General features: G+C 50.0%; 11 protein-coding genes. 8 read left to right on the top strand and 3 right to left on the bottom strand.

All coding sequences use genetic code 11. The features are described from left to right. Nucleotides 1–116: 116 nt before the first annotated feature. The 5 genes from nagB to ACO6UY_RS05170 all read left to right on the top strand — a co-directional run bounded on the left by nagB (nt 117) and on the right by ACO6UY_RS05170 (nt 6,036). On the top strand, nt 117–917 hold the full coding sequence (gene nagB, locus ACO6UY_RS05190) for a glucosamine-6-phosphate deaminase (protein WP_422449815.1): 801 nt from the start codon (nt 117–119) through the stop codon (nt 915–917). A gap of 1 nt (nt 918) precedes the next feature. Beyond that, nucleotides 919–2,109 carry an N-acetylglucosamine-6-phosphate deacetylase gene (gene nagA, locus ACO6UY_RS05185; RefSeq protein ID WP_422462203.1) on the top strand — a complete coding sequence of 397 codons (1,191 nt, stop codon included), beginning with the start codon at nt 919–921 and terminating at the stop codon, nt 2,107–2,109. After that, nucleotides 2,106–3,323 (top strand): ROK family protein, encoded by a 1,218-nt coding sequence (locus ACO6UY_RS05180; protein WP_422449813.1) that lies wholly within the window; start codon nt 2,106–2,108, stop codon nt 3,321–3,323. The genes nagA and ACO6UY_RS05180 overlap by 4 nt, the downstream gene beginning before the upstream one ends. Before the next feature lie 274 nt (nt 3,324–3,597). After that, on the top strand, nt 3,598–3,765 hold the full coding sequence (locus tag ACO6UY_RS05175; RefSeq protein WP_422449812.1) for a hypothetical protein: 168 nt from the start codon (nt 3,598–3,600) through the stop codon (nt 3,763–3,765). Between the two features lie 117 nt (nt 3,766–3,882). Then, nucleotides 3,883–6,036, top strand: coding sequence for an ankyrin repeat domain-containing protein (locus ACO6UY_RS05170; RefSeq protein ID WP_422462205.1), 2,154 nt, complete (start codon nt 3,883–3,885; stop codon nt 6,034–6,036). A gap of 101 nt (nt 6,037–6,137) precedes the next feature. Here ACO6UY_RS05170 and ACO6UY_RS05165 read toward each other — a convergent pair whose 3' ends face one another. Then, entirely contained in the window at nt 6,138–6,569 is a 432-nt protein-coding gene (locus ACO6UY_RS05165) for a hypothetical protein (protein WP_422449810.1), read from the bottom strand. A 249-nt stretch (nt 6,570–6,818) separates the two neighbouring features. Here ACO6UY_RS05165 and ACO6UY_RS05160 point away from each other — a divergent pair, with 249 nt between their 5' ends. The 3 genes from ACO6UY_RS05160 to ACO6UY_RS05150 all read left to right on the top strand — a co-directional run bounded on the left by ACO6UY_RS05160 (nt 6,819) and on the right by ACO6UY_RS05150 (nt 9,698). Beyond that, nucleotides 6,819–8,072, top strand: a complete 1,254-nt coding sequence (locus tag ACO6UY_RS05160; protein WP_422449809.1) for a sterol desaturase family protein — start codon at nt 6,819–6,821, stop codon at nt 8,070–8,072. A 175-nt stretch (nt 8,073–8,247) separates the two neighbouring features. Next, complete coding sequence (locus ACO6UY_RS05155) at nt 8,248–8,736, top strand: hypothetical protein (protein ID WP_422449808.1); 489 nt, start codon at nt 8,248–8,250, stop codon at nt 8,734–8,736. 449 nt (nt 8,737–9,185) lie between these two features. Further along, nucleotides 9,186–9,698 carry a hypothetical protein gene (locus tag ACO6UY_RS05150; protein WP_422489271.1) on the top strand — a complete coding sequence of 171 codons (513 nt, stop codon included), beginning with the start codon at nt 9,186–9,188 and terminating at the stop codon, nt 9,696–9,698. Here the strand turns inward: ACO6UY_RS05150 and ACO6UY_RS05145 are convergent. Both ACO6UY_RS05145 and ACO6UY_RS05140 read right to left on the bottom strand, forming a co-directional pair. After that, entirely contained in the window at nt 9,693–10,421 is a 729-nt protein-coding gene (locus ACO6UY_RS05145; RefSeq protein WP_422449807.1) for a hypothetical protein, read from the bottom strand. The genes ACO6UY_RS05150 and ACO6UY_RS05145 overlap by 6 nt on opposite strands. 38 nt (nt 10,422–10,459) lie before the next feature. Then, nucleotides 10,460–12,598, bottom strand: a complete 2,139-nt coding sequence (locus ACO6UY_RS05140; protein ID WP_422449806.1) for an FAD-dependent oxidoreductase — start codon at nt 12,596–12,598, stop codon at nt 10,460–10,462. Between the last annotated feature and the right edge of the window lie 20 nt (nt 12,599–12,618).

The following is a 12,618-nucleotide window of genomic DNA, read 5'->3' as shown; positions in this document are numbered from 1 at the left end:
TAAAGACATTTTCTACCCGTTGAGCACATTGCCAACCGCCTTTATTTTTCATTAAAAAATAAATAAGCTATGACAACACCCCCCTGAGCAGGTTAGAGAAGCCTGGAGTTCACGACATGCGCTTTATACCTCTGAAAAACAAGCCAGCCGTTGGTCGTTGGGCTGCTCGATACATTGTCAGCCGGATCAAGGCATTTAATCCGACCCCTGAACGCCCCTTTGTTCTCGGCCTGCCAACCGGCGGCACACCCATCCCGACATATCAGGAACTGGTTCGTCTGCACAGGGAAGGAGAAGTCAGCTTTGCCCATGTTGTTACCTTCAACATGGACGAATACGTTGGCCTGCCTGCCGATCACCCGGAATGTTACCGAATGTTCATGCACCGCCACTTCTTTGATCATATGGATATCCCGGCAGCAAACATTAACTTTCTGGACGGTAACGCAGAAAATCTGGAAGCTGAATGCCTGCGTTATGAAACAGCGATTAAACATTGTGGCGGTATTGAGCTGTTTATGGGTGGTGTCGGACACGATGGGCACATCGCATTTAATGAACCCGGTTCTTCACTATCCTCCCGTACCCGCCTGAAGACGCTGACCACGGAAACCCGTGAAGCCAACGCGCGCTTCTTTGATCAGGACATCAGCCAGGTACCAAAACTGGCACTTACCGTGGGTGTCGGAACGGTTCTGGACTCCCGTGAGCTGATGATTCTGGCCACGGGTTCTGATAAATCCCGTGCGGTTCAGGCCACGGTTGAAGGATCAGTCAACCATATGTGGACAATCTCAGCCCTGCAGCTTCATCCAAAAGCGACGATGATCTGTGATGACCCTGCCACCCTGGATCTGAAAGTTCGCACTCTGCGCTACTTCCAGGATATTGAGTCTGAAAACATCAGGGACTTTTGATATGTCTGCGGATCTGGTCATCAGCCCGGAAAAGAGTTACGCGCTGGTTAATTTCAAACCGTTAACCGGTGACCCGGAACAGTCGTCGTTTGATACCATCATTATAGAGAATGGCCGAATTTCGGCCATTGGCAAGGCGGAGGATATTGCCGGTGGTCATCAGGGTGCTGATAGCCTGAAAAAAGTAGACATCGGCGGTCTTACGTTAAGCCCTGGTTTTATCGACCTGCAATTAAACGGCTGTGGTGGTGTTCTTTTTCACAGTGATATCGCCATCGATACGCTGGATATCATGCACAAGAACAACCTCCGCTCAGGTTGTACGGCATTTCTGCCTACGCTGATTACCAGCAGTGATGAGGATATGCGACAAGCGGTCAAGGTCACCCGTGAATACATGGCCAGGCATCCGGATCGTGTACCCGGCGTCCATCTGGAAGGCCCTTATCTGAACCCTCAGCGCAAAGGCATTCATGATCCGGACGTCATACGTGCGCCCTCCTGCGCAATGATCGATTTTTTCTGTGACAATGCAGACGTCATTGCCATGGTGACACTGGCACCGGAAGTCTGCCCTGAAGGCACCATTGAAACGCTGAGTAAAGCGGGCATTGTTGTGTCCATCGGCCACACCAATGCCACCTGTGCACAGGCTAAAGCGGCAGAACAGGCGGGGGCAACCTTTGCCACTCATCTGCATAACGCCATGAGCCCCCTGGGCAGCCGCGAGCCTGGTGTGGTAGGTGCCGTCTTTGACAGCCATGCTATGGGTGCCGGTATCATTGCTGACGGTCTTCACCTGTCCTGGGAAAACCTGCGCATCGCCCATCGTCTGATGCAGGACCGTCTGGTGCTGGTGACCGATGCAACCACGCCGACCGGTACGGATATGGCCACCTTTGTCTTCGCCGGACAAACCATCTATCACCAGGATGGCAAGTGCTCCAATGCAGATGGCACCCTGGCAGGCTCCGCACTCACCATGATTGCTGCGGTCGCCAATAGCATTCGGGCAGGGATTGAGCCTCAGGCAGTGATTCGCATGGCTACCGTCAATGCAGCAAAAGCCATTCATATTGAAAGTCAGATGGGCAGCATTGCGGTTGGGCAGTTTGCCAACCTTGCCATTTTCGATGACAACTTTACCCTGCAGGGTACGGTGAGCGGTGGTGAGCTGAAACTACAAAAATGACGACAGTAATTGCTAATCTGGACTTTGTAAAAGAGCGGAACATTTCTGCTGTTTACCAAGCGATTGTTGATCATGGCTCCATCTCGAGAATCCAGATAGCCAGACAATGTCGTCTGGCTGCCGGTAGCGTGACCCGTATCACCCGACAACTGATGGAAGCAGGCCTGATTGTTGAACAGGAACAGCAGACCTCTGAACGGGGGCGTCGGGCCACATCGCTGGCTCCCCGGCAGGGCCAGATCCAGATTCTTGCGGCAAGGGCAGGCAGAACCAAACTCCACCTGGGGTTGTGTGACCTGTCAGGCAAGCTGCTGGCTGAGTACTCAGAGCCAATTCAGCCTTTGAATCAGGTTGAATTTACCAAACAGCTGATTGCCTCACTGAGAAAATTCCTCAAAACCCATAAGAAGTATATTCGTTGTCTGGCCGGTGTTGGCATCACAACGCCCGGGCTGGTCAATTCAGCCAAAGGGATTATTACTTTCATGCCCCACCTTTCGGTCAGCAATCTCCCTTTGGCAGAGCAGGTGTCTGACGCATTGGGGATTCCCTGCTTTATCAACAACTTTATTTCGTCCATGGCGCTGGCCGAGCACCACTTTGGTGTCAGCCGTGGATTTAGAAACAGCCTCTTTGTCAGCGTCCATAACGGGGTGGGAGCCGGTATGATTCTGGACGATAAGCTCTATGAAGGCAGCACCCTGGCCGTTGGCGAGATTGGCCATATTCAGATCGATCCGCTGGGAGAACGGTGTTACTGCGGTAACTTTGGCTGCCTGGAAACCCTGGTCTGTAATCCGGCCATAGAAAAGCGCTGTCATAAGCTGCTGGCGTCGGGTGTTCCCAGTCTGTTAAATAAGAGCCAGACAAAAAAGGCGGATATCCTGGCAATCTGTCATGCCGCGAACGAGGGCGATCAGCTGGCAAATGATCTACTGAAAGAAGCCGCCGGTAACCTTGGCAGGGCAATAGCCATGAGTGTCAACCTGCTGCGACCGGACACGGTGGTGCTTGCCGGTGAGATCTGTGCCGCCGCCACGATTATCCACCCGGTGATCAAACATTGTCTGAAAACGCAGACGGTTTCAATCAATGAAAACCTTGAAACCAGCGTCGTTTACTCAACGCTTTATGACAGCCCATGGTATGGCGGGTTTACCCTGGTAAGAAGGGCGCTTCTGGAAGAGGGGCTGCTATTGAAACTTATCCAGTAAGAAAGCGGGGAAGGGAGATATTGTTACTGTGAGCCAGGCTCGATTTTGCGATGCTATCAGGAAAAAAGCTGGCTGTTAAAGCCAGCAGTCAGTGCATCGAAAGGAACAGTCGTTGGCCATGAGGGCCCCAGCGAAGCCGTGAGGCCTAGGGCTTTGGGCTTTGGGCTTCCATAATTAAACATCTGTCGTTAATTTGGATCATTCAGCAATTCCATTTTCAAATAATCGAACTTATTTAGTAGGTTGTTGTCATAAACTAACGGAGGATATTGCAATGCAACCTATACAAGGCGCTTCATCAGCGGCAGTTACATCGCCGCAGGAACAAACCAACTCTTCAACATCAAATTCAGGTGCCTCACTTGACCCTCACAAAGTCTCCATTGCAGGACTCGATAAAGCAATTGTATTAATGCTGGTTTATAGCAATCGAAATGGCTAAAAGAATAATGAATTCAGCTGAATAGCAATTTGATAAAAACTCCAATAACTAATAAACCAGCTACTGACCATGCGAATAGTTGCCAACGATCTTCATCCATGTCATCAGGTTATAGTTATGAATACGATCCAGAGTGTTCCTTCCAGCTCCCATCCACAGCCTGTTGAGGCGCTGCCTTTGCAGGTTCTGGCGGCACCGGATACCGGGATAAGCGATGGTGATGACCGCTCTAATCCGTTGAACGAGGCATCAGTACTGGCCGCCTGCCGCAATAATAACCTGGTCTGGCTCCGGGAGTTACTGGCCGAAGACCCGGAACTGGCAAAACTGACAGCTCCGTCCGGCGCGACCAACCATCCGGTTTCTCCACTCCATATCACTGCCCAGGGAGGGCATAAGGAGGCTACAGAATACCTGCTGAATACAGCCTTGCAGGGTGTACCGGAGGCAGAAAAGGCTAATACCGCCATCATGCTCATGACGCTCCGTAATAGTAATGGCGTAACCCCGTTTTATCTTGCCGCTCAGAATGCCAATGAGTGGGTCTTGTTAACTTTCCTGAACTACCTGCTGACATTGCCTGAGGCAGATACTGCCAGGGCACTGGTGACGGTCATGAATACTGCCCGTAAAGATGGCCAAACCCCGCTGTGTATAGCGATCAAAAGAGGCGATGACCGGATGGTATGCTGCTTCCTGGAGGTCCTGAAATACTCACCGGAGGCCAAAAGAGCCGATACCATGATCAAGGTGCTGGCCCCTGACAGGCAGAGCGAGGGTAAGGGTGAGAGGCAGCCACTCCATTTGGCTGCCAGCATGGGCAATAGCGGGATCATCAAGTTATTGCTGGAGACTGTTTCAGCGGTACCGTCTTCAGAGCGGAGCAAGGTAGCCAGGGCGGTGGTGAATGCCACTGACGCCCATGGTGCTACGCCGCTAATCATTGCTGCACAAGGCAGGTTTGGCAGGATTGTCCAGTATATACTGGCGGTCATCAGTGAAGTGCCAGAGTCAGAAAGGGCCGGGGTTGGAAATGCGTTGGTGAATACCGCCAACAAAGATGGGGCAACCCCACTCTACGCAGCAACCTCGGTTAAAGACAGGCCTATTGTGTCGATGCTGCTGGCGCATGGTGCTGACCCGGAACAGGTAAAGGTTCGCTGCGCCCCGGGAACATACCGAAGATTGACTCCCCCCCGCCAGATGGCACCAGTACTGGCTGCCTGTAGTAATAATGACCTGGTCCGGCTCCGGGAGTTACTGACCGAAGACCCGGAACTGGCAAAACGGGCAGCCCCGTCCGACGCGACCAACCATCCGGTTTCTCCACTCCATATCACTGCCGGGGGAGGGCTTGTTGAGGCCACAGAATGCCTGCTGAATACGGCCTTGCAGGGTGTACCGGAGGCAGAAAAGGCAAATGTTGCCATCATGCTCATGACACCCCGCCATAGCAATGGCGAGACCCCGTTGCATCTTGCCGCACAGAATGCCAATGAGTCGGTCGTGTTAACTTTCCTGAACTACCTGCTGGCATTGCCTGAGGCAGATATTGCCCGGGCACTGGTGGCGGTCATGAATGCTGCCAGCAAAGACGGCCAAACCCCGCTGTGTAAAGCGATCAAAAGAGGTGATGACCGTGTGGTATGCTGCTTCATGGAGGCCCTGAAAAACTCGCCGGAGGCTAAAAGAGCCGATACCATGATCAAGGTGCTGGCCCCTGACAAACACAATGGGCGCAGGGGTGAGAGGCAGCCTCTCCATTTAGCGGCCAGCATGGGCAATAGCAGGATCATAAAGTCACTGCTGGAGTCTGTTTCAGCGGTACCGCAACCACAGCGGAGCAAGGTAGCCAGGCAGGTGGTTAATGCCACTGACGCTCATGGTGCTACGCCGCTATTCATTGCTGCACGAGGTGGGTTTGCCAGGATTGTCCAGTATATACTGGGGGTCATCAGTGAAGTGCCAGAGTCAGAAAGAGCCGGGTTTGGCAATGCGTTGTTGAATACCGCCAACAAAGACGGAGCAACTCCACTCTACGCCGCAACCTCGGCCAATGACAGGACTGCTGTGTCGATGCTGCTGGAGCACGGTGCTGACCTGGAACAGGCAAAGGTTCGCTGGGCCCTGGGCAAATACAAGAGAAGCCCCCCCCGTCAGGCAGCAGTCCAACGTGGTAACAGGAGTATCGTTGCCTTGATCGATAAAGCGATTCAGTCACGCAAGGCAACGGGGCTTCAGTCAGGAAAGGAACCTGCTGAGACTGTTTAGGGAAAAATTCTTTACGACGATTTTGGGTGAAAACATTCTTTAACGATGAGTAACAGGAAAAATAGCGCCATATAACATAATGACGCTCTTTTTCTTTCTCGTTATTTTGTCAGGCTCTGAATAGCCATTGCACCGACACCTTCGCCATTATCTCTGTCATATCGACGTGTATCTATGACATCTCCTGATATATTAGTTTTAATTGCTCTGCCCCGGACATATTCAAGATTCAGCGTTTCAGAAACCAGTGAACTCGCTTCATCAAGAGACATAAATTTATCAGAATCCTTAATCTTGAAGGTATACATGTTTGGAGGGTATGCGGGCGTAGGATTGTGTGACTCGGGAGGGCTATAAAAACTGCCCATCGGGTTACGGGCGTAATTATATAAAGCCATCAAGACTTGCCCCTTCTCCAAATTCACTATGGAGACTTTATGCCCTCCAAAAGCAGTGCCCGCAGCAGGAGCCTGAGAATCGCAGGAAGTATTTTTTGGAGTAGCCCCAGCAGCCTGGTTTGATAAAGGAGTCATAAATCACAAAAACATGAGTTTTTTTGGTACTTGGTACGACCCCAAAAAAAACAGAAAAGTTCATAAATGGGAATTTAAAATTTCAGACAACTGTAGTTGTCTAACCGGTCAACTACCGGTAAGAGGCTAATTCTGGTTCCAATCTAAAATCCAGGCAGCATAAGACGTGTTCAATTGATGAAAAACCATGCTTTTCGTTGGGACTCATGTTAAAAACAGGCCTATAACAACAATAATCAGGCTCGCCCCATGAATCCGATTGTGTACGCCATACCAATCTTCTTGCTGATGATCCTTGTTGAAGTGATCGCCACCATCATTCGCAAGAAGGATTACTATCGAATTAACGATGCCATAAACAGCCTGAGTACGGGGATGCTTAACGTCACCACGGGTGTTATTTTCAAACTGGGTATTTATACCCTTATTTATAATCATGCAGCGCTCCTGTCACTGGATAGCAACGCCCTCTGGGTATGGGTCCTTGGGTTTGTCTTGCAGGATTTTTTCTATTACTGGAATCATCGCAAAGGCCATGAAATCAACCTGCTCTGGGCCGCCCACTCGGTGCATCACCAGAGTGAGGAGTATAATCTGACCACGGCTCTGCGCCAGACCAGCACCGGCTTTCTGTTCTCATGGGTGTTCTACATTCCCATGGCCATTCTTGGCATCCCGCCTTATGTCTTTTTGACGGTAAGCCTGATGAATCTGCTTTATCAATATTGGGTGCATACCCGCCATATTCCAAAGCTTGGCTGGTTTGAACGGCTGTTTGTTACCCCTTCAAACCATCGGGTGCACCATGCCAAAAACCGGAAGTATCTGGATAAGAATTATGGTGGGGTATTTATTATCTGGGACCGGCTGTTTGGCACATTTATCGAAGAAGATGAAAACTATGAGCCCATCCGCTACGGCACGCTAACGCCTCTGAGAAGCTGGAACCCGGTGTGGGCAAACCTGCATCTTTATACCGGGATGTGCAGGGATGCCTTTAATACCAAAAGCTGGAAAGACAAACTCACACTCTGGTTCAGACGCACAGGCTATCGACCTGCGGACATCGCCTCACCGATGAAGATGCCGGATATTCACGGCTATAAGAACTATAACCCTGACGTCAGCATGGGCTTGAAAGTCTATGCACTGATCCACTTTGCCATGCTTGTGCTGGCAACCACGGTATTGTTAGCCATCAGCCACAACACGCCTTACGGCTTCAATGCACTCTGGACATTTGTTCTTGCACTGAACCTGATCGGTATTGGCTGGTTGCTGGAAAAATTCACCGGATTGATCGTTATTGAAGCCATACGCTTTGTATTTACCGGGGCAACCATCGTTGTATCCAATGGTATATGGATTGATCTGATGCCAGACTGGACCTGGCAGTTTGTTTTAGTCAGCGGAGTTATGTCTCTGCTGGTGCTGAAAACCAGTGGTATTGCCAGCCCTTCTGCCTATTCTATGATCCCGGACCCGACTGAAGCCCAGCCTTAATCTTTATTACCCACAGAACACTTATGCCTCCCGGCCTGTCCTGGCCAAGGGGCATATGGAACTTACCTGGCCGTACACAGTCTAAGTTAGAAAACGGCGTTCTCATAATAATTCCCCCCTGACAAAGTCTTTCGATATTTGAGGGCAAATTATTGAAATTTAAGGAATTTAAATAATGATTAACAACACAGTTGAAAATATTACTTATTATGTTAAAGCGGCAATAAAACTGCCGCTTAACATTGTGCGTTGGTTTTGTGGAAGAGTGGTGGCCATTGCCCACAATATTTCCAACTTCCTGTCAAAACGATCAGACCAAAATGACAGTTCTGACCTGCAACAAAAGGATATTTCGGATCGTACTGTTTCTTCATCCCACTCTCAGCCTATGTATCATGTAAGGGAGACCGTAACTACTGCAGTTTTTCCTTTTGGCAACCTGGAAAAAATACTGGATTGTCATAGCAGTGACTTTGAATCTGCCGAAGCATTTGCCCAGGAAAAAACGAGGCTTCTGCAGGAAGCGAAGTGGCTTCACATAAAGTGGAATGAGACTGACATGTTATGCCTGAAAATAATCACTAAAACGAATGCTGAAGGGAAACAGGTTACTTGCAGTTTGACCAAAGAAGTTGATCGAGCCAACAGCAGAACCCCTTCATGACCGTTGATTCTGCCCATACAGCGGATGTGCTTCCGGGGCTGATGCCTCATCCACCAGCATTTTCTCAAATTGCCTCAGCTCCCCGGCCTGGGGAAAAGACGCTTTGGGTGCCTGCAGCTCAATTTTCAGATCATTTTCATGAATGATGGATAGCTTGAGATCGTGAACAGCCTCAACGTAAGCTTCATCCGCCTGCCTGATAAAATTTCAGACAACCGTAATTGTCCTACCGGTCAACTGCCAGCAAGAGGCTAATTCTGGTTCCAATCTAAAATCCGGGCAGCATCAGTAGTTAACCAAATGAAATCATACGCTTTGGACTCACCGGGGCAACCATCTGGAACTTACCTGGCCGCACACAGTCTAATTTGACGAATGGTGTTCGCGTAATAAATCCCCCCCTGACAAAGTCTTTCGATATTAGAGGGCAAATTATTGGAATTTAAATAATGATTAACAACACAATTGAAAATATTACTCATTATTTTATGGCGGCAATAAAACTGCCAATTAACATTGTGCGTTGGTTTTGTGGAAGGGTGGTGGCCATTGCTACCAATATCTCCAATTTCCTGTCGAATCGATCAGAGCAAGGTAACAATTCCGCCGTGCAACAAAAGAGCATTTCGGATCATACTGTTTCATCAGCCGACTCGCAGACTTATGTTTCATCAGCCGACTTGCAGGCTTACTATGAAAGGAAGAAAAGGGAGAAATGGGAGACAGAATTTTCTGTTGTTTTTCCCTTTGACAGGCTGGAAAACGCACTGGATATTCTCCATAAAGATGAATTTGCCTATGACGAAGCATTTACCCAAGAGAAAACCAAGCTTCTGAAGGAAGCGGAGCGTCATCACTTAGAGAATAAGATTGACGAGTTCGAGCTGATAATAACAACCAAAACGAATGCTGAAGGGAAAAAAGTTTTTAAATGTAAAATGATCCCGAAGAATCCGTCATGACCGTTGATTCTGCCCATACAACCGATAGGCTTCCAGGGCTGATGCCTCATCCACCAGCATTTTCTCAAATTGCCTCAGCTCTCCGGCCAGGGGAGAAGACGCTTTGGGTGCCTGCAGCTCAATTTTCAGATCATTTTCATGAATGATGGATAGCTTGAGATCATGAACAGCCTCAACGTAAGCTTCATCCGCCTGCCTGAAGTCACTGGCAACGTCTGCAGCAACACAGTCCTTGAGACAGTCAACCACCCGAGCCCGCTCTTCAGTAACCTTGGACTGCCCCCTGCCCTCCAGCAGGTCCAGCCAGAGCTGCGACTGCTCACAATCCAGCTGTAGCTTGCGTAACGCCTGATCACAGGCACCCTCAGCCTTGCCTTCTCCCAGGCGCTGCCAGGCCATTTGATTCTTCTGCTGGACCAGCGCAATCATCGTTCCAATCTTTTTCTGTTTATCAATGGGTTTGAGACGGGAGACCATCTTATAGACAGAGGTTGGCAGAAAGTTTTTTATTCTTGCCAGAAGGCTCTTGTTATTGGTTTTGAGACTTTTTCGGGAAGAAGGCTCAGCCAGCATAACACTTCGGTTCTTGAGGATTTTTTTCAGCTCTTTGAAGATTTTCTTATCTTCGCTGATGGCAGCCGACGCTAACCTTGGGCTGTTATTTACAGAATCCTTTGAGGGATCCTCTGTCGGGCCACCATCAGACGGGTCCGGGTCACTCATTAAACATCCTTATGTTTATAATGACCCCTTAATGATAGTCAATGGCGCATCCATGCGTGGTATTTTTCCACCAGCGACAATACACCCTGGGGTGCATGGGCTTTTTTCCACTCACCCGCAGCGTATTTGTTGGCTTCGCTCAGTGTCGGGTAGATATGAATAGTCCCCAGGATTTTATTAAGACCCAGACCGTGTTTCATGGCACTGATATACTCGGTAATCAGCTCACCGGCATGATAACCAACAATAGTGACTCCCAGGATCTTATCCTTGCCCGGCACGGTCAGCACTTTCACAAAGCCCCGTGCCTCTTCATCCGCTATGGCTCTATCCAGGTCATCAATACCGTATTTGGTCACTTCATAGGCAATGCCCTGTTCACGGGCCTCCTGCTCATTCAAACCCACTCTGGCCACTTCCGGATCGGTAAAGGTACACCAGGGAATTACTGAGTAATCCACTTTGAACTTTTTGAAACGGCCAAACAGTGCATTCACCGCACAATACCAGGCCTGATGTGCCGCCGTATGGGTAAACTGGTAAGGTCCTGCAACATCGCCACAGGCATAGATATTGGGGTAACGGGTCTGCATGTAGTCATTAACCTCAATGGTTCCCCGCTCAGTTAACTCGATACCCAGCGCTTCAAGGCCAAGATTTGCCGTATTGGCTTTGCGACCCGTGGCAAACAGGGCGATATCAAAGTCAATTTCTACGGTCTGACCGGCAAATTCCGCTGCCAGAAATTGACGCTCGACGCCGGTGTCCGGATCCGGCAACTTATGGAAAGAACGGGCTTCGTGTTTCAGCCTCAGGTCGACGCCATCCTGAATAAACTGATTCATCACCAGTTTTGAAACATCGTCATCTTCACGATGCAACAGCCGGGCTCCGTGATCCACCTGAATAACCTGAACCCCCAGCCTGGTGAAGGCCTGAGTCAGTTCACAGCCAATAGGGCCACCGCCAATCACCAGCATTCGACCGGGCTTCTTGCGCAAGCCCCAAATGGTGTCCGATGTGTAGTATTCGATTTGCTCAAGACCCGGCAGCGGTGGCACATAGGGGCGACCACCACTGGCAATGACAATATTTCGGGACGTGATTCTTTTACCATCCACTGCTACTTCCCAGGGGCTGATCAGCTGCGCGGAGCCACTGATACAGTTAACTCCCAGACCGGAATAACGCTCCACAGAATCGTGGGGCTCAACCTTGCCAACAACCTCCTGAACCCTCTCCATTACTTTGGCGAAATTAACCTGCCCGGACGCATGTTCTATACCGAACTCATCGGCCCGCTTCAGGTAATGGGCCATTTTGGCGGAGCGAATCAGGGCTTTGCTGGGCACACACCCGGTATTCAGGCAATCGCCCCCCATTTTATGCTTTTCAATCAGTGATACTTTGGCCTTGACCGCCGCAGCAATATAGCTGCTGACCAGCCCGGCAGAACCGGCACCAATCACGGTCAGGTTATTATCAAACTGTGCAGGCTGCGGGTAGCTGCGATATAAACGACGACGTCTTAACCACTCCATCACCATTCTGGCAATCCAGGGGAAAATACCCAAAAGTACAAATGAAGCGATCAATGGTGGCGTTAAAATCCCTTCAAGAGACAGCTCCTCCACCAGACCAAGCTGGGCACCGGCATTGACGAAAACCGCCGTGCCCGGGAGCATTCCCAGCTGACTGACCAGGCTGAAGGTCAGGACCCGCATGGAGGTCAGCCCCATCACCAGGTTGATCACAAAGAAAGGCACCGCCGGAATCAGTCGGAGCGTTGCCAGATAAAAGGCTCCGTCCTTGTTCACGCCGTTGTTAATGGTCTCCAGATAACCGGAAAACTTTTGTGCTACCCAGTCTCTTAATAAGGTTCTGGAAAACAGAAAAGCCAGGGTGGCTCCCAGGGTGCTGGCAAAAGAGACCAGCAACACACCATGAAACAGGCCAAAAATGGCCCCCGCCACCACCGTAAGCACTGCCGCTCCCGGCAGTGACAGGCCGGTTACCGCTACGTAGATGATAAAGAAAGCGACAGCCGTCAGTACCGGATCATCACGATAAAGGCCCTGAAAGAAATCACGGGTCAGGTATTGCTGACCGTCCAGGGCGTAAAACGCACCAATTGCTGCGGCCAGCACTGTCAGCAAAAGCCATTTCTTGTTATTCATAACACCTTCCAGAGCTACAA

Origin of the sequence: Endozoicomonas sp. ALE010, from assembly GCF_049310165.1 — a bacterium.
Classification (GTDB): domain Bacteria; phylum Pseudomonadota; class Gammaproteobacteria; order Pseudomonadales; family Endozoicomonadaceae; genus Endozoicomonas.
This window is presented reverse-complemented; position numbering and strand designations above follow the sequence as displayed.